Source organism: Vibrio sp. 10N.261.45.E2 (assembly GCF_002875705.1).
Taxonomy (GTDB): Bacteria; Pseudomonadota; Gammaproteobacteria; order Enterobacterales; family Vibrionaceae; genus Vibrio.
The window spans coordinates 13,711-39,128 of record NZ_MCZZ01000155.1 but is presented as its reverse complement, the minus strand read 5'-3'; the positions used below and the strand labels follow the sequence as shown (position 1 = coordinate 39,128).

Annotated in this window: 19 protein-coding genes; 8 read left to right on the top strand and 11 right to left on the bottom strand. The window is 44.9% G+C overall.

All coding sequences use genetic code 11. The annotated features are described in order from the left end of the window. Positions 1-5: 5 nt before the first annotated feature. The 5 genes from acnD to BCT34_RS21540 form a co-directional block, all read right to left on the bottom strand. Positions 6-2,642, bottom strand: coding sequence for a Fe/S-dependent 2-methylisocitrate dehydratase AcnD (gene acnD / locus BCT34_RS21560; protein ID WP_076652546.1), 2,637 nt, complete (start codon positions 2,640-2,642; stop codon positions 6-8). Between the two features lie 101 nt (positions 2,643-2,743). Beyond that, positions 2,744-3,958 (bottom strand): 2-methylcitrate synthase, encoded by a 1,215-nt coding sequence (gene prpC / locus BCT34_RS21555; protein WP_076652549.1) that lies wholly within the window; start codon positions 3,956-3,958, stop codon positions 2,744-2,746. A 147-nt stretch (positions 3,959-4,105) separates the two neighbouring features. Continuing rightward, entirely contained in the window at positions 4,106-5,002 is an 897-nt protein-coding gene (gene prpB, locus BCT34_RS21550; RefSeq protein WP_076652551.1) for a methylisocitrate lyase, read from the bottom strand. A gap of 100 nt (positions 5,003-5,102) precedes the next feature. After that, positions 5,103-5,822 (bottom strand): GntR family transcriptional regulator, encoded by a 720-nt coding sequence (locus tag BCT34_RS21545; RefSeq protein ID WP_076652598.1) that lies wholly within the window; start codon positions 5,820-5,822, stop codon positions 5,103-5,105. A gap of 392 nt (positions 5,823-6,214) precedes the next feature. Further along, positions 6,215-9,388, bottom strand: a complete 3,174-nt coding sequence (locus BCT34_RS21540; RefSeq protein ID WP_076652554.1) for an HD domain-containing phosphohydrolase — start codon at positions 9,386-9,388, stop codon at positions 6,215-6,217. Between the two features lie 386 nt (positions 9,389-9,774). Here BCT34_RS21540 and BCT34_RS21530 point away from each other — a divergent pair, with 386 nt between their 5' ends. The 5 genes from BCT34_RS21530 (at position 9,775) to BCT34_RS21510 (ending at position 14,412) form a co-directional block, all read left to right on the top strand. After that, complete coding sequence (locus BCT34_RS21530) at positions 9,775-10,746, top strand: tripartite tricarboxylate transporter substrate binding protein (protein ID WP_017055247.1); 972 nt, start codon at positions 9,775-9,777, stop codon at positions 10,744-10,746. Positions 10,747-10,987: 241 nt separating this feature from the next. Beyond that, positions 10,988-11,488: a tripartite tricarboxylate transporter TctB family protein gene (locus tag BCT34_RS21525; RefSeq protein WP_076652557.1), complete on the top strand. Its 501-nt coding sequence runs from the start codon at positions 10,988-10,990 to the stop codon at positions 11,486-11,488. A gap of 10 nt (positions 11,489-11,498) precedes the next feature. After that, positions 11,499-13,019, top strand: a complete 1,521-nt coding sequence (locus BCT34_RS21520; RefSeq protein WP_076652559.1) for a tripartite tricarboxylate transporter permease — start codon at positions 11,499-11,501, stop codon at positions 13,017-13,019. Positions 13,020-13,236: 217 nt separating this feature from the next. Then, positions 13,237-13,995 (top strand): sulfite exporter TauE/SafE family protein, encoded by a 759-nt coding sequence (locus BCT34_RS21515; RefSeq protein WP_076652562.1) that lies wholly within the window; start codon positions 13,237-13,239, stop codon positions 13,993-13,995. A gap of 225 nt (positions 13,996-14,220) precedes the next feature. Then, positions 14,221-14,412 (top strand): hypothetical protein, encoded by a 192-nt coding sequence (locus BCT34_RS21510; protein WP_004733590.1) that lies wholly within the window; start codon positions 14,221-14,223, stop codon positions 14,410-14,412. A gap of 153 nt (positions 14,413-14,565) precedes the next feature. On the opposite strand, the gene BCT34_RS21505 is transcribed toward BCT34_RS21510, so the two are convergent. The 6 genes from BCT34_RS21505 to BCT34_RS21480 all read right to left on the bottom strand — a co-directional run bounded on the left by BCT34_RS21505 (position 14,566) and on the right by BCT34_RS21480 (position 21,916). Continuing rightward, positions 14,566-14,979 carry a VF530 family DNA-binding protein gene (locus BCT34_RS21505; RefSeq protein WP_010438513.1) on the bottom strand — a complete coding sequence of 138 codons (414 nt, stop codon included), beginning with the start codon at positions 14,977-14,979 and terminating at the stop codon, positions 14,566-14,568. Between the two features lie 416 nt (positions 14,980-15,395). Then, complete coding sequence (gene gnd, locus BCT34_RS21500; RefSeq protein ID WP_076652565.1) at positions 15,396-16,844, bottom strand: decarboxylating NADP(+)-dependent phosphogluconate dehydrogenase; 1,449 nt, start codon at positions 16,842-16,844, stop codon at positions 15,396-15,398. A gap of 28 nt (positions 16,845-16,872) precedes the next feature. After that, entirely contained in the window at positions 16,873-17,589 is a 717-nt protein-coding gene (gene pgl, locus BCT34_RS21495; protein WP_076652568.1) for a 6-phosphogluconolactonase, read from the bottom strand. Next, the gene (gene zwf / locus BCT34_RS21490) at positions 17,586-19,088 is read right to left on the bottom strand and encodes a glucose-6-phosphate dehydrogenase (protein WP_076652571.1); all 1,503 of its coding nucleotides are present in this window, start codon (positions 19,086-19,088) and stop codon (positions 17,586-17,588) included. Before zwf ends, pgl begins: the two co-directional genes overlap by 4 nt. 410 nt (positions 19,089-19,498) lie before the next feature. Further along, entirely contained in the window at positions 19,499-20,194 is a 696-nt protein-coding gene (locus BCT34_RS21485; RefSeq protein ID WP_076652573.1) for a response regulator, read from the bottom strand. 66 nt (positions 20,195-20,260) lie between these two features. After that, positions 20,261-21,916, bottom strand: a complete 1,656-nt coding sequence (locus BCT34_RS21480) for a sensor histidine kinase (protein WP_076652575.1) — start codon at positions 21,914-21,916, stop codon at positions 20,261-20,263. Between the two features lie 618 nt (positions 21,917-22,534). Here BCT34_RS21480 and BCT34_RS21475 point away from each other — a divergent pair. The 3 genes from BCT34_RS21475 (at position 22,535) to BCT34_RS21465 (ending at position 25,411) form a co-directional block, all read left to right on the top strand. Continuing rightward, entirely contained in the window at positions 22,535-22,762 is a 228-nt protein-coding gene (locus tag BCT34_RS21475) for a hypothetical protein (protein WP_076652578.1), read from the top strand. 213 nt (positions 22,763-22,975) lie between these two features. After that, positions 22,976-24,433 carry a TolC family protein gene (locus BCT34_RS21470; protein WP_076652580.1) on the top strand — a complete coding sequence of 486 codons (1,458 nt, stop codon included), beginning with the start codon at positions 22,976-22,978 and terminating at the stop codon, positions 24,431-24,433. A 3-nt stretch (positions 24,434-24,436) separates the two neighbouring features. Then, positions 24,437-25,411, top strand: coding sequence for an efflux RND transporter periplasmic adaptor subunit (locus BCT34_RS21465; RefSeq protein ID WP_076652583.1), 975 nt, complete (start codon positions 24,437-24,439; stop codon positions 25,409-25,411). Positions 25,412-25,418: the final 7 nt, after the last annotated feature.

The window sequence follows — 25,418 nt, the reverse complement described above, 5'->3', positions numbered from 1 at the left end:
GGCCCCTACTGTGCGAGAAAGTCTTTAGCGAAACGTTGCAATACGCCACCAGCGCTGTACACATTCACTTCGTCAGCGGTGTCTAATCGACAGGTTACTGGCACATCAAGCTTTTCACCGCTTTTACGAGTGATCACTAAAGCCAAATCAGCACCTGCTTCAATGTCGCCATACACGTCGTATAGCTCTGTACCATCCAGTTCTAAAGTGTTGCGATTGGTTCCCGCTTTAAACTGCAGAGGCAACACGCCCATGCCAACCAGGTTGGTTCTGTGGATTCGTTCAAACCCTTCAGCCACAATCACTTCAACACCCGCTAAGCGCACACCTTTGGCTGCCCAATCACGTGATGAACCTTGTCCATAATCGGCACCAGCTACAACAATTAAGGGTTGTTTACGGTTCATGTAGGTTTCTATCGCTTCCCACATTCGTGTAACTTGCCCTTCGGGTTCAACCCTTGCTAATGAACCTTGCACGACTTCTCCGGCGTCCTTCACCATTTCATTAAACAGCTTAGGATTGGCGAATGTTGCTCGTTGCGCGGTTAAGTGATCACCTCGATGAGTCGCGTAAGAGTTGAAGTCCTCTTCCGGGACTTCCATTTTGGTGAGGTATTCCCCTGCCGCGCTCGAAGCAAGAATCGCATTTGAAGGAGATAAATGGTCCGTAGTGATGTTGTCCCCCAGAATAGCCAAGGGTCTCATACCAGATAAGCTTCGCTCTCCCGCAAGAGCCCCTTCCCAATAAGGCGGTCTGCGTATATAGGTACTTTGAGATCGCCAGTCATAAAGCGGTTCAGTCGTTACCTGATCCTCATCTGGCTGGAACATTTTCACGTAGATTTGTTGGAATTGCTGAGGCTTAACATGCTCACCGACAACGGCATCGATCTCGGCATCACTCGGCCATAAATCACTTAAGTAGATTGGTTTACCATTGTTGTCAGTGCCTAAGCTGTCTTTCTCGATATCAAAACGAATCGTGCCAGCCAAGGCATAAGCAACCACCAATGGCGGTGAGGCTAAAAATGCTTGTTTAGCATGAGGATGGATTCGACCGTCGAAGTTTCGATTCCCTGACAACACGGCGGTTGAATATAGGTCGCGGTCGATGATCTCTTGTTGGATTTTAGGATCTAACGCCCCACTCATTCCGTTACAAGTCGTACACGCATAGCCGACGATACCGAAGCCCAATTGTTCAAGTTCAGGAAGCAAACCTGCCGACTCAAGATAGAGCTTGGCAACTTTAGAGCCCGGCGCAAATGACGTTTTCACCCACGGCTTGCGAACTAATCCAAGCTGATTGGCTTTCTTAGCAACCAATGCAGCGGCGACCACGTTTCTTGGGTTACTGGTGTTAGTACAAGAAGTAATTGCCGCAATGATTACGGCACCATCGGGCATCTGATCATCGCTGTACTGCTTAGCATGCTGCTCTTTCCAAGATGCTTGACTGATGCCTTGTTCAGCCAACTCTCTGGTTGGCAAACGGCGATGAGGATTTGAAGGCCCCGCAAGGTTACGCTCAACTTTAGACAAATCAAACTCAAGCACACGTTCGTATTGAGCGGAATCTAAGTCATCAGCCCAAAGTCCGGTTTGCTTGGCATAGCGTTCGACTAGTTCAACCTGCTCAGGCTCTCGGCCAGTGAGTTTTAGGTATTGAATGGTCTGCTCATCGATGTAAAACATACCCGCTGTCGCGCCGTATTCTGGCGTCATGTTTGATATAGTCGCACGGTCACCAATGGTCAGTGCACGAGCCCCTTCACCGAAGAATTCCAAGTAGCTTGAAACCACTCTCTCATTGCGAAGGAACTCCGTTATTGCGAGCACAATATCCGTTGCGGTTATCCCTTCTTGTCTTTGACCCGTTAGCTTGACGCCCACGATATCAGGCAAGCGCATCATTGACGGACGACCGAGCATTACTGTCTCAGCTTCCAAACCACCTACTCCGATTGCAATAACACCCAGAGCATCAACATGAGGAGTATGACTGTCGGTGCCGACACAGGTATCAGGAAACGCGATGCCTTCTTTAGATTGAATCACTGGAGACATTTTCTCCAAGTTAATCTGGTGCATAATTCCATTACCCGCAGGAATCACACTGACATTTTTAAACGCGGTTTTACACCATTCAATAAAGTGAAAACGGTCTTCGTTTCTGCGCTCTTCAATTGCTCGGTTTTTATCAAACGCTTGGTTATCAAAACCTGCATGCTCTACCGCTAGAGAGTGGTCAACAATCAACTGGGTTTCAACAACGGGGTTCACCTTGGCAGGGTCTCCGCCTTGGTCTGCAATCGCGTCTCTTAATCCAGCCAAATCAACCAAGGCGGTTTGACCAAGAATGTCATGACACACGACACGCGCTGGATACCAAGGAAAATCCAGATCGCTCTTGCGTTCAATGATCTGTTTTAAGCTGTCTTCAAGGATTTCAGGGTCACAGCGTCTTACTAATTGTTCTGCCAATACTCTCGACGTATAAGGCAAGGTTTTATAACTGCCCGGAGATATCGCTTCTACCGCTTCGCAAGCATCGAAATACTCTAAATGGGTTCCGGGTAAAAGTTTCCGGTACTGATTTTTATCAAGGGACTGAGCTTGTTCAAGTTTTACATCAGACATACATCCACCATTATCTGTTAAATTCTATTCGTTGTTTCTTGAGGCCTTGTCATATGAAGACGGAAGTCACCTCAAGATATAAGTCGACTCGATATAGAGGGCTAACGTAGATGTATAGGTAGCCAGTCTTGATGCTCTGGCCCGGTGTAGTCTGCACTCGGACGAATGATGCGATTATTTTCTCTCTGTTCGAACACGTGTGCCGTCCAGCCTGTAAGGCGACTCATCACAAAGATGGGCGTGAACAGTTTAGTTGGGATATCCATGAAGTGGTAAGCCGATGCGTGGAAGAAGTCAGCATTACAGAACAAGCCTTTCTCGCGCTTCATTACCGCTTCAACACGTTCTGAAACGGCGTAAAGCTGTTCATCTCCCACCTCTTGAGCTAGCTCTTTTGACCAACGCTTGATTAGAGCATTTCGCGGGTCGCTTTCACGATAAATGGCATGACCGAAGCCCATGATTTTGTCTTTGTTAGCAAGCATCTGCATGATGTTAGTTTCTGCTTCATCAGCGGTTTGCCAATCTTGGATCATTTCCATCGCGGCTTCATTCGCACCGCCATGTAAAGGACCTCTCAATGTACCAATCGCTGCGGTGACACAAGAGTGGATATCCGACAGCGTTGATGCACACACACGAGCGGCAAAGGTTGAAGCATTAAACTCATGTTCCGCGTAAAGGGTTAGCGAGCAGTGCATCACCTTCTTATGAAGTTCACTAGGTGTTTTATCCGTTAGCATTTTCAAGAAGTAGCCACCCAGACAGGCTTCGCTTTGATCTTCAGTATCAATGCGCACACCATCATGGCTAAAGCGGTACCAATAACAAATAATCGCAGGGAAAAGCGCAAGCATTCGTTCAGTCGCAGGCAGTTGCTCGGAGAAGTTAGACTCTTGCTCTAGATTACCTAGCATTGAACAGCCCGTTCTCATCACATCCATTGGATGAGCGTCTGCGGGAATCAACTCTAGTGCTGCTTTCAAAGGTTGAGGCAAGCCACGCAAACCAATCAGCAATGTTTTGTAATCATCTAACTCTTTTTCACTGGGTAAGTGACCTCTTAGTAGCAGATGCGCCACTTCTTCGAACTGAGCATGATTGGCAAGGTCGGTAATATCATAACCACGGTAGGTTAAGCCAGTTCCTGATTTTCCTACCGTACATAGCGCAGTGGTTCCCGCACTCTGACCACGTAGACCAGCGCCACCGATTGCAGGTGCGCCTTTTGGTGAACTTGCTGGTTTTTCGCTTTGTTGATGTTTTTCTGTTGAAGCCTTGTCGACAGCTGCTTTATCACTCAAAGATACAGACATGGTGAACTCCTTTTCAGTGTTAGCCGCCTGCACTCTTTGGTGCTGCCTGTTTATACGTCCGATGATCTTTATCATCGGTACTGGATATGGCGACTAACCATTTCACGTTATTGGATTAAGTTGATTTTTGATTAATTGAAACTGGTTTTACCCTTCGCTTGAAAACAACTGATCAAGCTTGTTCTCGTAGTCGTGGTAATTCAGATGTTCGTAAAGCTCTTTACGGGTTTGCATTGAATCCAACAGAGCTTCTTGATTGCCTTCAACTAACAAGTGTTTGTAAACATTCTCCGCCGCTTTGTTCATTGCACGAAACGCACTCAATGGGTAAAGCACCATGTCGACACTTGATTGGGCCAACTCTTTACAGTTGTAGAGTGGTGTTTGGCCGAACTCAGTGATGTTGGCCAAGATAGGCACGTGTTTACCCGTGGCGGATTTCAAAGCTGCCGAGAACTTCACGTATTGGTCGAGTTGATTCATCGCCTCAGGGAAAATCATGTCTGCGCCCGCTTCAACACACGCAATCGCTCGTTCAATCGCGCTATCAATGCCTTCAACCGCCAACGCATCGGTACGCGCCATAATCACAAAGCTCTCATCCGTTCTAGCATCGGTTGCCGCTTTAACTCTATCGACCATCTCTTGCTGGCTTACAATCGCTTTATTTGGTCGATGACCACAGCGTTTTTGGGCCACTTGATCTTCCATGTGAATTGCAGCAGCGCCTGCCTTCTCCATAGCGCGAATGGTACGTGCGATATTGAATGCACCACCAAATCCCGTATCGATATCCACCAGCAATGGCAGATCACACGCGTTAGTAATACGTTCCACATCGACCAACACATCGTTCAATGTAGTAATGCCCAAGTCAGGCAAACCGTAAGACGCATTGGCGATACCTCCGCCAGACAAATAGATAGCTTGGTGGCCCAAGTTCTTTGCCATCATCGCGCAGTACGGATTGACCGTGCCGACGATCTGCAATGGGTCGTTGTCTTGCACAGCTTGTCGGAACTTAGATCCTGCTGATAACTTCATAATGACGCTCCCTGTTAATTGTTTATTTCTAGCTAATCTTTAAGACTTACGGCTTTGGGTTATCGCCAGCTCTGACCTGCTGACAGATTCCAGTCGCCAGTTAATCAAGTTCTTTGGATTGGATTTGTTGTTCTATAAGCAGTCGACTTCCCGATATGTGTCTTCGCATAAGCATTTCTGCTAGCTCTTCATCACGGTTACGGATCGCTTGTAGAATGTATTTGTGTTCATCTAGCGCCTCTTTTGGACGAGACTGTGCTCTTGGCGATTGATAGCGATACATGCGTAACAAGTGATATAGCTCGTCACACAACAACGAAATGAGTTTGCTGTTACGACTCGCTTTAATAATGCGGTAATGGAAATCGAAATCCCCATGTTGATGAAAGTAAGAAGAGCCTTCTACTTCATCGATATGCTTTGAATGTGTCGACAATAATCCTTCAAGCCCGACAAGCTCTGCTTGTGTAATATGTCTTGCTGCTAAGCGAGCAGCCATGCCTTCCAATGCTTCTCGCACCGCGTAGAGCTCTAGCAGTTTTTCTGCCGAAAAAGTAATAACTCGTGCGCCAACATGAGGAATTCGTTCAATAAGCCCTAGCCCCTCCACACGCATTATCGCTTCACGTAATGGACCTCGACTTACCTCAAAGCGTTTAGCCAGTTCAGGTTCCGAAATCTTACTGCCCGGTAGTAACTCACCGCTAACAATCGCCTCAACGAGATACTCAGTGAGATTTTCTGATTTAGTGTTCTCTTTATCGCTCACACGTGTTTTCATGTTTGCATTTAAGCTGAGATCTTTTATTGCAGTATTCATATTCACGCTGCTCACTTCTGATTGCTGAACCTTAATTGTCAACAATTCCATAACATGAACATAAAATACACGATTAAATTGTCGACAATCAAGAGAATTGTCGACAATTTAGACTAATGTAGTATTTTTTATAGGCGATGAAAACTCACTCGAAATGTAAATAAAAACAACCTAACCACCTGTTACTTAATAACTTATAAAGAAAAACAGCGACTAAATCCTTACCTACCCCAACATTACTCGAAACTAATGTGTCGACAACTTGTAGCCGCACTTGTCAAACGCAGATCCCTTTGTGTCTATCGACATGCTTACCGATTATCAGCTACAAAAAAGGCGCACTGATGTGCGCCTTTCATTCATCGAACTCGTTCTAACAAGTCAACTTTTAGTCAAGCAATCTGACGAGTGACTTCTAGGTATTTATTGATATCGACAAAATCAATCTGTTCCGGTTTGAGATACTCTTCTGCATAACGAACATGCGTACCACTGGTTAAGAACAATCTAAACAGTTCGATATCGAGATGCTCGTCCAATGCCATTTTATACATGATATCGACAGCAACACTGATTGGCTTCGCCTTCTTATAAGGCCTATCCGCAGCGGTTAACGCCTCAAAAATATCAGAGATCACCAGAATACGTTCTGGGATTGAGAGGTCATCACCAGTCAGCTTCCTTGGATACCCTGTACCTTTAAGTGTTTCATGGTGAGTTGAAGCGTAGCGAGGAACACGACTTAGCTCTTTCGGGAATGGCAGGTTCTCAAGCATCTTAATCGTGCCAAGCATGTGCTCGTTTATCTTAAATCTGTCTTCAGCAGTCAATGTACCGCGTGCAATACTCAGATTGTAGACTTCGCCTAGGTTGTATAAGTGCTCAGGCACATCCATTTTAATTTGATGTTTCGGGTCAAATTCTAACGGCCTATCTCTTTTCACTATGTGCTCTGGCTTATCACTCAAAAGTGGTTCTGTGGCTGGTAAACTTGAACTCGGCTCTCGATTCATTGCCTCTATCGGTGATAGACCAAGTTGATCATCAAAGTGACGCGTCCAGGTCGTCTCAGCTATCGAGCGAATACGAGTGACTTTGTCATCACTCATGAATTCACCACCAACATTAGATGTCGCGATAAACGCAAAATCGTCTTGCAATCGTTGCTTAGTGACTGAGAGTTCTTCAGCGATCTGCTGGGTTGATAGCGTACCTTCAAGTTGCTTTCTCAAAGCGGTGATTTCCGCATCACGCCAAAGTACTTCAAATCGAGTTCTCACCTCGTGAATTCGGTTGTAGTTCGCTTCTAGCTTCGTACCTTTATCTACGATATGTTCAGGTGTGGTGATCTTGCCACAGTCATGAAGCCAAGCCGCAATTCTGAATTCACGGCGTTCATCATCATTTTTAAACTCAAAATCTTTGAAATTATCGGACTGTGATTTCTCAGCCGCGTCAGCCAACATCAATCCGAGTTCTGGTACACGATTACAATGCCCAGCCGTATAAGCGGATTTATCATCGATCGCTTGAGCGATAAGTTTAATGAACGACTCAACAAAGGCTTCTTGGGTTAGCTCATGTTGTTTGAGTTCCATCGCCATGTCTTTTACCGCCACAGATAGCTCCCACACTTCTTTAATTCGAGTCTCAACAGTCTCGACACTGTCATAATCACGCATCTTGATCTTATGAGTCTCCTCCTCTAATTGACGAATAGGACGCACTATCGGCGCACCAAAAACCCAAGCAATAGGCAAGGTCAAACTCATCAGTAACATCGTTACGCCAACAGAGGTTGCTAGACGTTTATTGACTGTACTAAAGATTTCAGTTTCGGGAATCAATACCGCAAAATACTCAGAGTAGTGTTCGCCCGTGTCTATTTTCTTTAAATAGAGATGCTTGATCTCGCCATTCAACTCTACCCTTATCATACTGCCTTCAACCGTTGCTTCATTAGTCAAATCATAAAGTTCAGTATAAGGAACCGTCGTATTCGTATTAAAGCCGGTATCATGGAGCCACTTTTTCGCTAAGGCATCAAGTTGTTCACCACTTAACTCACTGATAGCTTTGTCAATAATTGGAAGCAATTGCTTATGCTTGCTCTGCAACACCAAATGGAATTGATTTGAGTAGTTCTGTTTTAGATCTTCTAGAGCCCCATTGACAACAAGGCCAGGTTGGAAAAACCTATCTAATGCAAACGAGAGCACGGGTTCAGCGTCTAAGAATGCAAAATTCTCTCCGCTTTCAATTGAATTAAATGCGGACTCTAGGTTTTCAAACTCAACTAAATCAATATTCGGAAAGTCTTCCCTTAACTTAGGAATAATTGACCACCCAGATAAAATGGCTACTTTTTTTTCCTCAAGCTCGGCATAATTAGTAATAGTCTTCGCGTCTTCTCTGGTCACGATAGCAAACGGTAATTCATAGATTGGAGTGGTGTAGCGGCCGTTTATGCCATTATTTTTATAATTTTGCACCGATTGCAGCCCATCTATAGTTCCTTCTTGAAACTTATTGACAAGCTCTCCCCAAGAAAAACCATTCACAAATTCAAACCTGATCCCAGTCATATCACCAATCATTTTGAGAAGGTCTATCGCATAGCCGTTTGGTTTTCCCGCCACTGAAAAGTCCATCGGCCCCCAATCATTTTGATTAGACACTAACAGCGGAGGAGTATCATTAACCAAGGCTTTTTGCTCAGATGATAGCATCAGTTTTGATACATCAAACTCCGGTTCCTGATTATTAACCTTGAGGTTAGACGCAATAATGTTACCCGATTTCGAATATAAGAAAGACTCAACCTTACTATCTTCTGCTAATCCAAGTGCCGTACCCGATAATTTGTTAGCCAAAGAAGACAGCACAATATCAATACCAATCACATGTTGAACTTCAGATTCGATTTTCGCATCAAACGCTAAAGAATAAGTTTGCCCGGTAATTTGTAAATGTTGGAAAAGGTATGGCTGAGTTTTTTCGACCGACTGAACATTGGCAGAAACATACCAAGGCCTTGTCGTTGGAAAGTAGTTGCTCTGATCCGTAGTTGAGTCTCTTAGCGTAAACTCTTGGTCAAAATATTTCGTCGTACGGACGCGCTCCTCCCCTATATTATGAATCTCAACCACAACCCAACGATCCGTTTGTTGTGCACCTATTTTTTCTCTAACGACAGGGGCAGATTCTAGGTTAATAATTTGGAAGAAATTTTCATTGGATGAGCCAACGTAAATACTATAAAAGAGAGGGTTATCTTTAATGGCTTCAGAAAGAATACTACGCGACTCTTCTTTCGATATTTTGTTACTGATAGATCGTTTCACTGAAGCAAGTAAACGCGCGGTGTTGGCTGCGTCAGAGTCAATCTCGCCGATATAATCACTCAGGTCATGAGATACCATCGTCAACTTTGACAGAGTATTCTCCGTCGCCATTTTTTTACTGAAGTAGTATTGAAGAGAGACCGCAACCACAGCCGTTAGCACAGTCGCGAGTATGAACATCCCTCCAACGGTAAACCGTAACGAGATTTTTGTGTTTGCCATTATTCTATCCTTGAGTAACCACTAGCCCAGAAATGTAACATGCTAGCAATATTTATATTATTACTACGGCATACTGTCTCTAGCAATACATTATTCCATATATTCAAGAGCGTCCTTCCATATCACTCTTTGCGTCACAATAAGTACCCTCTTTAATGATACATAGCAGTATAAAGCGACCAAGAACTATTCTACCGTGAACTTTATGAACAGTATTAATCCAATGTTCTTTATTCTCAATATCGCCGCATTACAGACATTTCATTAACACACCGTTAACTTTAGTTTCATCTACTAAGCAATATCCAACTCATCTGTTTAGTAGCTGGAAATAAAACATAAGTTTCTCTCCATTGAAGAGATCCCCTACATAAGGAACGTGAACCATGTTCAAGGCACTGAAACCTACTCTTGCGGCTTCTATCATCGCAGCAACCTTTTCTTTCAACACTTTTGCTGCTGACGTAGAAAAAATCCACTTCCTAATCCCTGGCGGCGCTGGTGGCGGTTGGGATATGACAGCTCGTGGGACGGGTGATGTATTGGTGAAATCAGACATCGTAGAAAATGTCTCTTTCCAAAACCTGTCTGGTGGCGGTGGCGGTAAAGCGATTGCTCACCTAATCGAAACAGCACAACGCCAAGAAGACACACTGATGGTGAACTCAACGCCTATCGTTGTTCGCTCACTAACAGGTATTTTTCCTCAATCTTTCCGTGACCTAACTCCAGTAGCCGCAACCATTGCCGATTACGGTGCTATCGTCGCGTCTGCAGATTCTAAGTACAACACTTGGGAAGACGTCGTTAAAGAATTCGAAACCAACCCACGTAAAGTGAAAATTGCTGGCGGTTCTGCTCGAGGCAGCATGGATCACCTTGTGGTTGCTGCGGCGTTCAAGGGCGAAGGGTTTGATGCGAAGAAAGTGCGTTACATTGCCTACGATGCGGGCGGTAAAGCGATGGCGGCACTGCTTTCTGGCGAAACACAGTTGCTTTCAACAGGTCTTGGTGAAGTATTAGAGATGTCTAAGTCTGGCCAAGTAAAAGTGCTTGCGGTCACGGCTCCAAAGCGTCTTGACGCTGCCCCTAACATCCCAACACTAACTGAATATGGCAACGAGACAGTATTTGCTAACTGGCGTGGTTTCTTCGCCGCACCGGGTACAAGCCAAGCGAAAATCGACGAGTGGAACGAAGCTCTTGGCAAAATGTACAAAACCGATGAGTGGCAAGTGGTTCGTGACCGTAACGGTTGGATCGACAACTACAAAGCTGACAAAGATTTTTACGCCTTCCTAGAAGACCAAGAAAAACAAATGGGCGATCTCATGCGTGAGCTTGGCTTCTTGAAATAACCATCAACCAGAGAGGGTCTTTGTGCCCTCTTACTCTTTCCTGTTTTGCCGTACATGAGTTAACTAAAACTCCTTTGTTTATTCGTAGTGTATTGCTAAAGCTTGCTGATTCGTTGTAGAGGCAAGTGGCCACCCAAGCCTTGTAATTCGCTTACCTTTGGTTAGTGATCCCAGACATTCTTCATTAACTCGCTCATGTACGGCTTTTTTACTTTTTATACCACCCCAAATGGAGTTGGATATGTCGGACTTACCAACCAAATTCCTAAGTAAGGAATCTTTGCTTTCGAAAGATCGCATTGGAGCCATGATCTTTATGTTGGCGTGCTTGTGCTACGGCTATCAAACCACGCTGATTCCTTTATTCCCCGGTGACGAGTACGAACCCTTTACAGCAAGAACCTTACCTACCCTATTGACGTTTATCGGCATTGGCCTTTCGTTGATCCTATTAGTAACAGGGCAACCGGACAAGAAAGTTACATGCGACACAACGCCGTTGAACTGGAAGCTACTGACTGGCTTCTTGGTGTTAATGGCGCTTTACGGTGTTGGGCTGACTTATCTTGGCTTTGTTTTAGCGACCAGTTTCTTCTTACTGGCGGGCTTTTACCTTCTGGGCGAGCGCCGCAAAGCTGTCTTATTTGGCGCGTCGTTTCCTTTCGTTATCGCGTTCTTTCTTTTATTAACTCAAGGCTTAGATATCTACCTAGAGCCTGGTTTAATCTTCACTCTTTGGTAGGGATAACATTATGTTAGACGGAATTTTACAAGGACTTTCGACCGCTGTGATGCCAATGAACATCATGATGGTAATTGTGGGCTGTTTCGTTGGCACCTTCATCGGCATGCTACCGGGGTTAGGTCCAATTTCAGCAATCGCGTTGATGATCCCTATTACATACGGCCTAGACCCTTCTTCAGGCTTAATCTTGATGGCAGGTGTGTATTACGGTGCTGTATTTGGTGGCTCAACGTCATCAATTTTAATCAATGCTCCGGGTTGTTCTTCAACGGTAGTCACCGCGTTTGATGGCTACCCGATGGCTCAAAAAGGACAAGCAGGTAAAGCGCTAGCACTCGCGGCTTACTCTTCGTTCACTGGCGGTACGCTTTCAGCAATCATGCTTTTGATCGCAGCTCCGGCTCTAGCAAGCGTGTCATTGAGCTTCCAGTCTTCTGACTACTTTGCATTGATGTTACTAGGTTTATCGGCTGTAGCGGCGTTTGCAGGCCCAGGTCAGGTAATTAAAGCGTGGATGATGACCATTCTTGGTTTGATGCTATCAACCGTAGGTATCGACAAAGGGGTTGGCGTTGAACGTTTCACTTTCGGCTTAACGGATCTGATGGATGGCTTCAGCTTCCTGTTGCTAGCTATGGCAACGTTCGCACTCGGTGAAACCTTAATGGGTATTCTTAAGCCTGAGCAAGACAACAGTGCGGAAGAAAGCCAAAAGATGTCAGATATTGGTAGCATGAAAGTAACCAAAGAAGAGATCAAAGAAGTGGCTCCGGTTTCAATTCGCTCTTCGATTCTTGGTTTCTTTACTGGCGTACTGCCGGGCGCAGGCGCAACCATCGCTGCTTTCTTAAGCTACGGCATGGAGCGCAGCCTTGCACCGAAAGACAAACAGAAAGAATTTGGTAAAGGCAGTATCCGTGGTCTTGTTGCTCCTGAATCAGCAAACAATGCAGCTTCAAGTGGCTCATTCGTTCCGCTACTAACGCTTGGTATTCCGGGCTCAGGTACAACCGCGATTATGCTTGGTGCGTTGATCGCCTATGGTATTCAACCAGGTCCGCGTTTGTTCGTTGAACATCCAGATGTATTTTGGTCAGTAATTATCTCTATGTACTTTGGCAACATCGTACTGGTTATCTTGAACCTACCCCTAATCCCTTATATTTCGAAACTGCTCGCGGTACCAAGAACTGTACTACTACCAATGATTATCTTCTTCTCAATCACCGGCGTGTACTTGGTGTCTTTCAACACAATGGACGTATTTGTGATGCTACTGGTTGCGATGGCGGCAATCGCGTTAAGGCTCGCCAACTTCCCACTGGCACCACTACTGTTAGGCTTCATATTGGGTGGTTTGATGGAAGAGAACTTGAGACGCGCACTGATGATAAGTGATGGTGAGCTGAGCTTTTTATGGGAACGCCCAATTACCATGACGTTTACTATTCTGGCGGTACTGGTATTGTCTAGCCCGCTTTTAGTGAAGCTATTTAAGAGTTTTAGAGCAAAACCTGTCGAGGTGTAATCAACATGCAGCTCTAGAACACATAGAAGACATTGAACACAATTCGAAATCTAAAAGGAGCCTCAGGCTCCTTTTTTCGTATCCGCCCTTTGAGAATAAACACAGCCCTAAGATGGTAGCGAACTCACAAACTCGTACTTTCAAACCCCGCAGCTCTGATATTCGCAGCGAAATCAAGTAAGGTAACCAGTCATTTAACGCATTGGATTCTAAAACTATGGATTGGTTGATTCTATTCTTGTCAGGTGTGATTGGTGGCGTGCTTAACTCTATTGCTGGAGGAGGCAGTTTCATCACCTTCCCCGCTCTTTTGTTTGCTGGCGTGCCTCCTATTGCAGCCAACGCGACCAATACCTTTGCTTCGTGCGCAGGCTATATTAGCGGAGCCTACGCTCTACGCCACGAAATTCAATCCGGTACTAAGCAGTTAAAACTGACCATTGCTTTGTGCATAGTTGGTGGCGGTATCGGTGCGTTTCTACTGCTGCACACCCCAGAAGCGCTGTTCACGCAATCCGTTCCTTGGTTATTACTGTTTGCTGCTCTGCTATTCACGTTTGGCGGTACGCTCAATAAATGGCTCAAGCAAGCCACAGAAAAACATAAACATGCAACCAGCGCAGGTGCATTTTTTTCCGCTCTATTGCTTTTGATTGTTTGTGTCTACGGTGGGTATTTTAATGCTGGCTTGGGCATCGTGACATTGAGTTATTTGGCACTTGCTGGTTACACCAACATCAACGTGATGAATGGCATCAAACTGCTCGTGTCCGCATGTGCCTCACTCGCCGCTATTGTGTTTTTTGTCGTCAATGGTTCGATTGATTGGCCGTCTGGTATAGCTGTATTACTGGGTACATTGGTTGGCGGTTATTATTCAGCAAAAATCTCTCGCCGGATTCCTCAACAATATGTTCGTACCACAGTGATCATCGCTAGCTTTTTGATCACCGCTTACTTTTTTTATGCTAACTAGACGTTCGGTTCAATAGGCTTTCAACATGAAAGACAGACCGAAAAGACTCCACGATCTCAATACCTATTCCGCTATTTTATTGCTTATAAAACAGCCAAGCCAAAATATGTGAGGCGAATCTTTCAATTAGCAAATTTGATAACAATTTAGACTGTTTTTTAGCCTTTATTTTGCCAAAGGTGGGATAATTCTCCTGTCGAATGTGAGACTTCATTAGGAGGCGTTATGAACATTAAACTCGGTCATGTCATGTCATCAAGTCGACTCATTTGCTTTGTCGCTTTTCTTGCTGCCACATTTGCGTGGATCCTAAAAATGCCCGCTCTGTTTTCTGTGTCAGCGCTATTCTTACTGATCAGCGCCATTGTCTATGTCGTCGACCTTTGGAAGAATCAAAGAAAGAACCGCGAAGCTTAAGGCTCAAGAACAATAAGCTTTAGACGGATTTAATAGTTATACGCATTAAAAAAGGAGCGCTTAGGCTCCTTTTGTGTTTTTCGCTTGTCTAATTAAGCGCATTAATTATCTACGCCTTATCTAACGACGGCTCTTACTAACGAAGCCTTCTTATTAACGACGAAAGTTACGACCGTTACCGCCGCGGCGCTCTTTAAACGCTGACGCAGCTTTAGCTTGAGAAGCGTGGATAGACTCAACCGTTAGTTCCATTGGCTCACGAGGCTCTAGCCCATGGCGGAATGTACGTGAGCGCGGAGGCATCTGATATTCGATATCCGATGCTTTAGGCATACGCTTGAAACGGTAAAGATAGAAGTTCTCAACCTTCTCACGAGCCCATTCCGTTTTCTTCAAGTATTTAACTGCGCTTGCTACTGTAGGCTTAGTGTTAAAGCAGTTCATACGCATAGCTGCATCTAAAATTTCCCAACCATAATGATCTACTAATTCAGTGATCATAGTTTCAAGCTTTAAGCCATGCAGCGGGTTATTTTGTTGCAGTTCGATTCTTTCTTCTTCAGTCATATCTTTACCTTTTCCAAGGCAACTAAAGGCCTTGAATATACTCTAGAACACCGTCATCACTGACCGCTTCTAGCTCAATCACTTGGGCATTACATCCATTGCCCTTATCTATGCCTTTATGATGGCATAAAGCATGCTGGTGATCCTATTTATCTTTGAATTTAATTTCGAATTGGTCACTTAACGTCCGGAATATCATTACCAACACCCTGTCAGTTCAACTACGCATACGCGATCAAGTTCAATCTGAGTTTAAGCAAATAGCCTGAGTTCGAGTTAGCAAAAATGATAGTAATACTTCGAAGTAACTGATTAAAACAGTGAACCAACAAAAAAGGATGCCAATCGGCATCCTTTTATTTTCTAATTTACAGCTAATAAGAACAACAAGGTTCTTAACTGAAGCTACATAACGATTATACGTCGTAAGTTGTAGAAGCAGTGTCGCCGCCTGTACCAGTCCAGTTTGTGTGGAAGAACTCACCACGTGGACGGTCAGTACGCTCGTAAGTGTGAGCACCGAAGTAGTCACGTTGAGCTTGAAGCAGGTTCGCTGGTAGACGTGCTGTTGTGTAACCGTCTAGGAAAGATAGCGCAGAAATCGTACATGGCATTGGGATACCAGACTCTAGAGATTTCGCTGCTACTTTGCGCCATGCTACTAGGCTGCCTTGTAGGATGTTCTTGAAGTACTCATCAGAGCCTAGGAATGCGATATCTGGGTTCGCTTCGTACGCATCACGGATGTTGCCTAGGAAAGCAGAACGGATGATACAACCGCCACGCCACATTAGTGCTACGTTACCGTAGTTTAGGTCCCAGCCGTTTTCGTTTGATGCTTCACGCATTAGCATGAAACCTTGAGCGTAAGAAATGATCTTAGAAGCCAGTAGAGCTTGACGTAGTGCATCAACCCACTCTTGCTTGTCGCCTCCAACTGGAGTGATTGTCTTCTCAAACAAAGCTTCAGCTTCAACACGTTGGTCTTTAAGAGCAGACAGGCAACGAGAGAATACAGACTCAGAGATTAGAGTTAGTGGGATACCCAGGTCTAGTGCGTTGATACCCGTCCACTTACCCGTACCTTTTTGGCCTGCAGTGTCTAGGATCTTCTCAACTAGCGCTTCACCGTCTTCATCTTTGTAGCCAAGGATGTCTGCAGTGATTTCAACTAGGTAGCTGTCTAGCTCAGTTTTGTTCCAGTCAGCGAATACTGCTTGCATCTCGTCAGCAGACATACCTAGGCCATCTTTCATGAACTGGTATGCTTCAGTGATAAGCTGCATGTCACCGTATTCGATGCCGTTGTGTACCATCTTAACGAAGTGACCAGCACCGTCGTTACCAACCCAGTCACAACAAGGCTCACCAGCGTCAGTTTTTGCAGAGATACCTTGGAAGATTGGCTTAACCGCTTCCCAAGCTTCAGCCGCGCCGCCTGGCATGATTGAAGGACCGAAACGAGCACCTTCTTCACCACCAGATACACCAGTACCGATGAAGTGGATGCCTTTCTCACGACAATGCGCTACACGACGGTTAGTGTCTGGGTAGTTAGTGTTACCACCATCAATGATGATGTCACCTTCGTCTAGAAGTGGGATTAGGTTTTCGATGAACGTGTCTACAACGTCACCAGCACGAACCATAAGCATCACTTTACGTGGCGCTTCTAGCTTCTCAACTAGCTCTTCTAGAGAGTAAGCACCAACAATGTTAGTACCTTTAGCTGGGCCTTCTAGGAACTCGTCTACTTTAGCAGCAGTACGGTTGTGAGCCACAACTTTGAAGCCGTGGTCGTTCATGTTTAGGATAAGGTTCTGACCCATTACTGCTAGGCCAATTACACCGATATCACCTTTCATTATTTTATCTCCTTGCGGCTATTCGCACTTATGCGATAGCACTTGCTGCATTTGAATCTAGGAACCACTCTGTTTCGCCAGTTTTAGACTGGATTTTCGCTGCCGGGTAAGGCAGTTCTGAAGCAGGAGTTGTATGAATTTCTTTAACGATCTCAACTTTACCGGCACCAAGTACTAGGTAGCTGATTCGTTTTGCTGCTTCTAAAACTTTTGCTGTTTTAGAAACGCGGATTTGACCAGACTCAGGGTGAGAAGCCAGTACAGACAGGTTCTCGTCTTGGTAGTTGGTTGCACCCGGGAATAGTGAAGCAGTGTGGCCGTCTGCGCCAACACCTAGCAGAATCCAATCGAAAACTGGCGTGCCGTTTTCTGTTGGGATGACATCTGCCATCTCTTTTGCGAAACGCTCTGCTTCTGCTTTAGGTTCATCTTCACCACGGATGCGGTGGATGTTTTCAGCAGGAAGGTTTACTTGAGTAAACAACAAAGCATTCGCTTCACCAAAATTGCTTTCAGCGTCGTCTGGTGCAACACAACGCTCATCACCCCACCAGAAGTGAAGGTTATTCCATTGAATGCCTTCTGAGTATGGTGCTTGCGCTAAAAGCTTGAAAAGCATTTTTGGTGTGCTGCCACCAGACAGTGAAATGTGAACAGGTTTGCCCTGCTCGCTGTACGCTTTCATTTCGTTTGCTAGGTTTTCAACAACCAGTTCAGGCGTTGCAAAGATCTTGTGATTGATCATAGTTCGCAGTAATCCGTGTCTGTTAAGTTTTTGCATGGGAAACGCCATGCGCGGCCATCACGTTGCAGAAGTTCATCTGCTTCCTGTGGGCCCCAAGTACCACAAGCATAGCCAAACAGTGCTTGAGGATCTTGCTTGAAGTCTAAGATGGGTTGAACGTACTTCCAACATGCTTCTACTGCATCGGTACGTGCAAACAGAGTCGCATCACCGTTCAGTGCATCAAGAAGAAGACGCTCGTAAGCCGTTAGCATTTGAGTTTCTGGCAAGTCAGAGTAAGAGAAGTTCATTTTCACTTCTTTTGCTTTAAAGCCTGCGCCTGGCTCTTTCAAACCAAAGCTCATCTGAATACCTTCGTCCGGTTGGATACGGATAATCAGCTTATTCTCTGGTGCATCTTGACCAAATACTGGGTGTGGCGTGTTCTTAAAGTGAATCACGATTTCAGTCACACGTGTTGGTAAGCGTTTACCTGTACGCACGTAGAAAGGAACACCATTCCAACGCCAGTTATTGATGTGAGCTTTCAAGCCAATGTAAGTCTCGGTACGAGAATCATCCGCTACGCCATGTTCTTCACGGTAGCCTAGAAGCTGCTGACCACGAACATCTGATGCTGTGTACTGACCTAATACTAAGTCTTTACGCAGATCATCTTCTTCTAATGGTTTCAGACACTGAAGCACTTTAACCACTTCATCACGAATAGAATCAGCGTTAATTTGCGCAGGCGGCTCCATGCCTACCATTGCTAGCACTTGTAGCAAGTGGTTTTGGAACATGTCGCGAACGGCTCCAGAACCATCGTAGTATCCGCCACGTTCTTCAACGCCAAGGAATTCAGCACCCGTGATTTCAACGTATTCAATAAAGTTACGGTTCCACAGTGGTTCAAACATCGCGTTTGAGAAACGAAGCACTAGAAGGTTCTGAACCGTCTCTTTACCAAGGTAATGGTCGATACGGTAGATCTGGTGTTCTTGGAAGTGATGATGGATCTCTTCATCTAACGCTTGAGCAGAAGCTAAGTCGTAACCAAATGGCTTCTCGATAATCAGACGGCGCCAGCCATTCGATTCATCGTTAAGGCCATGCGCAGCAAGGTTTGCTGGGATCACACCGTATAGGCTTGGCGGCGTTGCCAAGTAGAACAATGTGTTATGGTTTTCGAATTGGTAGTCTTGTTCAAGCTTGTCTAGACGTTGTGCTAAACGAGCGTAGTCGTCTACATCTGAAGTGTTGATCGCTTGGTAATGCAGATGTTCAATAAATGCATTCAGCGTCTCTGGCTCAGTTTTTTCCATTTCCTGAAGAGACTTCTTCAGCTTCTCACGGTAAGACTCATCGCTGTACTCAGTACGGCTCACTCCAAGAATCGCAAAGGATTCTGGTAGTTGATTGCTAGCATACAGGTGGTATAGAGCAGGAATTAACTTGCGGTAAGTTAGATCTCCCGACGCACCAAAAATAACGATGCTGCTGTTTTCAGGTATTACCATCATCTTTCCTATAAAAACAAGGTTTTTAGTATTCGCCAAAGGTATCAGCGACATACGAAAATAGATAATAGGTCTTAACTATTACACCAATAGTAAGCGCCTATTAAATTTGAGAATGCGTTTGGTAAACGAGGGTGAAAGCTATCACCTCTATTCGGGACAGTATTGTCTATGACTATTTGATTTACATCAACCACTGTGAAAGCAATCGATTAAATATTGACTCATTTAGAACAAATTCTAATCGATAGCTCAGTTCTTTTGGCCCGAGGGAGAAGCAAATCGGCATTCTCAAACATTGTAGTCAAGAAAGAACGGTATCTGGTCGGTGGAGTGAGCAATGGTAAGGGGAGAATAAGGTAAAACCAGCTTATTCAACTGGCTTTATATTTATTTTGATAATGCAGTCTTTATCTTCGTGATTTGTTGTAGCAACGCTCTGGGCGGCCCACGGTACCGTAATTTAGGTCCGCGACTAACTCACCAGTTGTAATCAAAAATTCTAAATAGCGTCTAGCGGTGGTTCGACTTGCACCAATGCGCTCACCGGCCTCATCAGCCGTAATATTCGTCGCATCAGTTTGTTGAAAAATGGCTCTGATCTTATCAAGCGTTACACCATCGATCCCTTTAGGTAACGTCGATACTTTAGCTGAGTCTGCTTTCGCATTGGCTTGCAGCATCTTATCAACCAAACCTTGGTTCAAATCAGACACGCTTTCAAACTCTTGTTGCTGTGATTGATACTTTTTCAACGCTGCTTCCAAGCGAGGGAACATCACCGGTTTCAGTAAGTAGTCGACAACACCGCCGCGCATTGCTGTCTGCAAGGTGTCTACGTCTCGGGCTGCTGTAATCAAGATGACATCGCAGCCTTGGTTGCTCCCTCTTACGTGATTAAGAATATCGAGCCCACACCCGTCTGGCAGGTACACATCCAATAACACTAAATCCGGTTTTAAGATGTCTAATTGCATGAGCGCTTCAGACTGTGTGGTGGCAATTCCGACCACGTCAAAGCCACCCATCTGTTCTAAATAACGATGGTGTAGCTCTGCAATCGCAATATCATCCTCAATGACCATGACTCTCGTGATTGCGTTCATTTATGTTCTTCCTTTAACCATGCTTTTTCCGTCACGATGATCGTCACAAGATCGCTTCGTGCTTAATTATTTCTGTTCTTCTTTTGGCAGATAAACCGTCATTCGCGTGCCAAAATCGTTGTTGTCGACCATTTCAAGCTGCCCTTGATATCGGTCAGCCAATTGCTTAATAAGATACAAACCAACCCCGCGATTTTGCTTCGCTTTGCTCGACACGCCTTTTTCGGTGAGTGCTTTGGTCGCCAACTCTTTTGGCAAACCGCACCCTTTATCTTCCACTTCTACGATAATTTCATTACCAAAATCACTGATTGAAACTTCAATAACTCGGCGTGCTGGAGCAATTTGACCCTCTTGCTTTATAGCGGTCATAGTGGCATCAAAGGCGTTATCAATCAGGTTTCCAAGAATTGTGACAACGTCATCCGCGTTTAACCAGCTAGGCAGTGCTTCAAGCCTTGAGCCTTCTTCGACCTTGAGCTCTAAACCAATTTCGCGCGCGCGCTCCGTTTTCCCAAGGAGCATACCTGCGATGAGCGGATCTTTAACGGTTTCACGCAAGAACTCAATCAAGCTTTGATAGTGCGCCGTTTCTTGGCCAATCAGTTGTTGGACTGAATCCAACTCGCCCATCTGAATCAAGCCACTGATGGTGTTAAGCTTGTTTTGATGCTCATGGGTTTGTGAACGCAGTAGATCAGCATATTCTTTAGTTTGTGAGAGCTGGTCTGTTAAATCGTTGATTTCATCTCGTAAACGGAAACTGGATACCGCCCCGACCACCTCACCCGCCACAATGATCGGGCTACGGTTAGCAATGATTCGCTTATTGTTTAAATACAGTTCAACATCGTGATCGGTGTCGCCTGTCGATAACAGGTGTTCTAAATCACTGCCTGCCAATACGTCAGAAAGGCGCTGTTGATTGAGGGCTTTATCCCTGTCTATCGATAAAATATCGCAGGCACTTTTGTTTATTGAGCGTAAAATACCGTTCTTATCAATGCTTAAAATGCCTTCTTTCACGGTACTCATGGTTACATCTAACTCGACATACAACCGCCCTATCTCTTCAGGCTCAAAGCCTAAAATAGCACGCTGAAAACGGCGAGACACATAACTCGAAATCAACGCATTGACCGCAACCACCAGCAACGCCATCACAATCAAAAAAGCTAAATAAGGTTCAATTCGGTCTTGCAAAGAATCCAATAGGTAACCAACCGACACTACCCCAATAACGGTACCTTGTTGGTCTTTTACCGCGGATTTACCACGAACTGAAAAACCAAGCGATCCTTTGGCCGTCGACACATAAGACTCGCCCAATACCAATGCTTTTTGGTTATCCCCACCACGCATCGGTTTCCCGAGCCTGTCATCGTAAGGGTGAATCAAGCGAATACCTTTATCATTTCCCACAACGATAAACGCCGCGCCAATGAGCTGAGTAAGGTTACGAAATTTAACTTGAGTTTCTTCAGACAGAACGTAAGGAACGCCATTAGTATCCAACGTTCCGTTTTCTTGAATAATGCTAGTGACAAGTGGCGATTGAGATAGAAATTCAGCAACACCGAGCGCTTTCAAACCCATCTCTTGCTCTTGAGATTGCTTGATGTAATAAAAACCAGCCGCTGCGAGTATCAAAAGTTCAACGAGGCCAGTGACCGTCATGATAATCAGTAACCTTTTACGGAAACTGATACTGCTCCATTTCATATTCCACCGTCCCTAGTGTTAGACGAACAATGTTAACACCAAGTTAATCGCATGACCTTTCTAGGTGCGCGAATTTGTGACTGTTACTCAACTAAATAATTGAGCAGATTATTAATTGATAATCCTTTACGTCTTTAAGAACGACCAATCGTTCACTTTTAGAACGAATTAGCTTAAAAACCAAATTAAACGAATAAATATTGAGCTAGATCACTAAGCTTTTAGGTGTTTTTTAGGTTGTTTAAAATAAATACAATTACAATGGTTGCATATGAAAGGGTTTGTTGTTGCCAAGCTATACGTTGCAATTTTATGACAGCGCTTTAAACCGAAGTTTCGGTTAACAGAACGACAACAACTCTTCACTCACTGGACGTATCGATAAGTAAAAGTTGCGCGCTCGCAGTTACGAATGATGATCAAACGGATTAAGTATTCTCCCCTATTCATCCATCGCCATTTTCAAACTCGGCTAGCCAAACAACGAAGAGGTGACAGATAAAAGCAGCACCCAATAATGAAGCATTGATGAGCAGGAAGTATCGATCAGTGGCAACGTCCAATAGAAACAGGATAAAAAACATAACGTATAAACATTGTTGAAAAGGAAACCAGGCAATGAAACGCGATAACTTTGGAATTTGTCTTACTAAGACTATGCTGTTCAAACACTTACAATCGACTTTTACTCACGTAAGAGCCTATGAGAAAGACGGTACCTCTCCTCTCGAACTCAAGGTATTGTTAGCGTTCCCGCAAATGTCAGGTAGAGATTTATTACAAACAATGCAAGGATCAAGACAATTAGTGTGGCGCGCCGATCACCATTGTCCTAGCTTTAAATAAGCCACTTCATTTTGTAAAAACACTTCTATACTGAACTTAAAGAGCACGTCTGTCGTGCTCTTTTCGTTTCAGTGATCTTTGTTATCCACATCACGTACTTTATTACAATAACTTAACGAGTTATGACTGATTCTGATGATGTGAGACAATCAACTCAAGACAAATGACTATTGCCCTGTTAACATTAGAGCTAATACTCTAATTTGGTATTTAATGCAGATGACCAAACCAAAATTCCGATACCTTGCGATCGCCAGTGTGCTCCTCGGCACATTCGCTGCGCCAAGCTATGCAGCTCCGCTCACTTTTTCTGAAGCGTGGCAGATATTGCAAGAAAACAACAACTCACTTGCGGCTCAACGAGCTAACGTTGAACGTTATCAGCACCTTCAAAACTCAACCAGTAGCCTCAACCTCCCTTCTATTACGTTAGGAGCTAACTACACGCACCTCGATAGTGACGTAACCATCAATGGCGAACAGTTTGCCGATAGCTTGAGTGGCGTACCAGCGGGTTTGTCTGGTATTGGAGCCGCGCTCCCTGGGTTAACTTCAGCTCTCGGTGGCATCACCTCTACTATTACCGAACAAGACATCTTTAGTTCTTCCATTCGCGCAGTGTGGCCTATCTTTACAGGTGGTCGAATTACCGCAGCACAAACCGCAGCTGAAGGTAAAAGCGAGGAAGCGCAAAGCCAGTTGTTGATGGAGAAACAAGCTCGTTACGAAGATTTAAGTAAATATTACTTCTCGGTGATCCTTGCAGAAGACGTAGTAAAGACTCGTCAAGCTGTTGAAGCTGGCTTAACTCAGCATCGTGATTTCGCCATTAAGCTTGAACAGCAAGGGCAAATCGCACGAGTTGAACGTCTGCAAGCCGATGCTTCTTTAGATAAAGCAGTGGTTGAGCGCACCAAAGCTCAGAACGATCTCAAGATCGCACAACTGGCACTGACACAGATCCTTGGTCAAAGCGAAAGTGTCGAACCTTCAGAGCAGTTGTTTATCAATAAGAACCTGCCGCATATGGACGTATTCATTGACCAAACACTCATGACCTACCCCGGCCTCAAGATCCTTGATGCAAAAGAGAAACAAGCAAGCAGTTTGATTAAAGCCGAGAAAGGTAAATACTACCCAGAGGTTTACCTTTACGGTGATTACAGCCTGTATGAGGATGATTCTTTAGCAAGTGAAATGAAACCCGATTGGTTGGTTGGTATTGGCGTTAATGTACCGCTGCTTGACACTTCAGGCCGTTCCGACAAAGTCGCCGCGGCTCACAGTGCCGTATCACAGGTTCAGTTTCTTAAGTCACAAGCCAAACAAGACCTAACCGTGTTGGTACAGAAAACCTACCTTGAAGCAAACCAAGCCATTGAAGAGGTTCAAGGCCTAAACTCAAGCTTGTCTTTGGCTCAGGAAAATCTATTACTTCGCAAAAAAGCCTTCACTCAAGGGCTTTCTAACTCGCTAGAAGTGGTTGATGCGGAGCTTTATCTTGCAAGCATTAAAACCCAGCAATCTGCTGCGCGATTCAAATACCTCATCTCTCTCAATAAGCTATTAGCGCTAACCAGCGAGATGAATGCTTACTCGAGTTACTTAACTTCTTCTGTTCCGTCTGACTTCGACTCAAAAGCAGACACCGATAGCCAGTCAAAAGGATAATTCATGAAACCTATTAAGCCCCTTCTTCTATCTTTAGTTGGTATCGGCGTTATTGGCTGGGTCGGATACAGTTTCTACCAAGCTTATCAACCGCAGCCAGTTAAGCTTCAAGGTCAAATCGATGCCCAGCAATACAGCATCTCATCGAAAGTGCCTGGCAGAATTGACGAAATATTCGTGCGTAAAGGTGATTCGGTTGAAAAAGGTGAACTGATCTTTTCTCTACTCAGCCCTGAGATTGATGCAAAGCTAGAACAAGCAAAAGCCGGTCAGAAAGCCGCTGGTGCATTAGCACAAGAAGCAGAAAATGGCGCGCGTACTCAACAAATCCAAGCCGCTAAAGACCAATGGTTGAAAGCAAAAGCAGCAGCCGATCTGATGGACAAAACTTACCAACGTGTAAACAACCTATACAACGATGGTGTGGTTGCCGAACAGAAACGTGATGAAGCCAAAACTCAATGGCAAGCAGCGAAGTACACAGAAAGTGCTGCGTTCCAAATGTATCAATTGGCGCAAGAAGGTGCTCGTGACGAAACCAAAGTGGCGGCCGCTCAAAAAGCATTAATGGCAGCTGGTGCAGTAGCAGAGGTTGAAGCTTACGCGAAAGACACACAGATCCACAGCTGGTTTAATGGCGAAGTCTCTCAAGTTCTATTGAGCAGCGGTGAGCTCGCACCACAAGGCTTCCCTGTTGTGACTGTTATAGACACCAAGGATGCTTGGGCAGTACTCAATGTGCGTGAAGACATGCTTAAGCATTTTGAGAAAGGCAGCCAATTTGAGGCTTATCTGCCAGCTCTGGATAAATCATTAACTTTCCAAGTGACTCACATCGCCGTAATGGGTGATTTCGCAACTTGGCGTTCAACAGATGCGGCACAAGGCTTTGACTTACGTACTTTTGAAGTAGAAGCGCACCCTGTCGACACCAAAGAAACACTGCGTATGGGCATGAGCCTAGTGGTTGAGCTTTAGGTGACGT

Excerpts from the sequence above, each read along its gene's own strand:
- BCT34_RS21475 (WP_076652578.1), top strand. The coding sequence starts at position 22,535 with ATGAAACGCGATAACTTTGGAATTTGTCTTACTAAGACTATGCTGTTC.
- prpC (WP_076652549.1), bottom strand. The coding sequence starts at position 3,958 with ATGTCTGTATCTTTGAGTGATAAAGCAGCTGTCGACAAGGCTTCAACA.
- gnd (WP_076652565.1), bottom strand. The coding sequence starts at position 16,844 with ATGAAAGGTGATATCGGTGTAATTGGCCTAGCAGTAATGGGTCAGAAC.
- BCT34_RS21520 (WP_076652559.1), top strand. The coding sequence starts at position 11,499 with ATGTTAGACGGAATTTTACAAGGACTTTCGACCGCTGTGATGCCAATG.
- BCT34_RS21465 (WP_076652583.1), top strand. The coding sequence starts at position 24,437 with ATGAAACCTATTAAGCCCCTTCTTCTATCTTTAGTTGGTATCGGCGTT.
- BCT34_RS21545 (WP_076652598.1), bottom strand. The coding sequence starts at position 5,822 with ATGAATACTGCAATAAAAGATCTCAGCTTAAATGCAAACATGAAAACA.
- BCT34_RS21505 (WP_010438513.1), bottom strand. The coding sequence starts at position 14,979 with ATGACTGAAGAAGAAAGAATCGAACTGCAACAAAATAACCCGCTGCAT.
- zwf (WP_076652571.1), bottom strand. The coding sequence starts at position 19,088 with ATGGTAATACCTGAAAACAGCAGCATCGTTATTTTTGGTGCGTCGGGA.
- BCT34_RS21530 (WP_017055247.1), top strand. The coding sequence starts at position 9,775 with ATGTTCAAGGCACTGAAACCTACTCTTGCGGCTTCTATCATCGCAGCA.
- BCT34_RS21485 (WP_076652573.1), bottom strand. The coding sequence starts at position 20,194 with ATGAACGCAATCACGAGAGTCATGGTCATTGAGGATGATATTGCGATT.
- BCT34_RS21540 (WP_076652554.1), bottom strand. The coding sequence starts at position 9,388 with ATGGCAAACACAAAAATCTCGTTACGGTTTACCGTTGGAGGGATGTTC.
- BCT34_RS21510 (WP_004733590.1), top strand. The coding sequence starts at position 14,221 with ATGAACATTAAACTCGGTCATGTCATGTCATCAAGTCGACTCATTTGC.
- BCT34_RS21525 (WP_076652557.1), top strand. The coding sequence starts at position 10,988 with ATGTCGGACTTACCAACCAAATTCCTAAGTAAGGAATCTTTGCTTTCG.
- BCT34_RS21470 (WP_076652580.1), top strand. The coding sequence starts at position 22,976 with ATGCAGATGACCAAACCAAAATTCCGATACCTTGCGATCGCCAGTGTG.
- acnD (WP_076652546.1), bottom strand. The coding sequence starts at position 2,642 with ATGTCTGATGTAAAACTTGAACAAGCTCAGTCCCTTGATAAAAATCAG.
- pgl (WP_076652568.1), bottom strand. The coding sequence starts at position 17,589 with ATGATCAATCACAAGATCTTTGCAACGCCTGAACTGGTTGTTGAAAAC.
- prpB (WP_076652551.1), bottom strand. The coding sequence starts at position 5,002 with ATGAAGTTATCAGCAGGATCTAAGTTCCGACAAGCTGTGCAAGACAAC.
- BCT34_RS21480 (WP_076652575.1), bottom strand. The coding sequence starts at position 21,916 with ATGAAATGGAGCAGTATCAGTTTCCGTAAAAGGTTACTGATTATCATG.
- BCT34_RS21515 (WP_076652562.1), top strand. The coding sequence starts at position 13,237 with ATGGATTGGTTGATTCTATTCTTGTCAGGTGTGATTGGTGGCGTGCTT.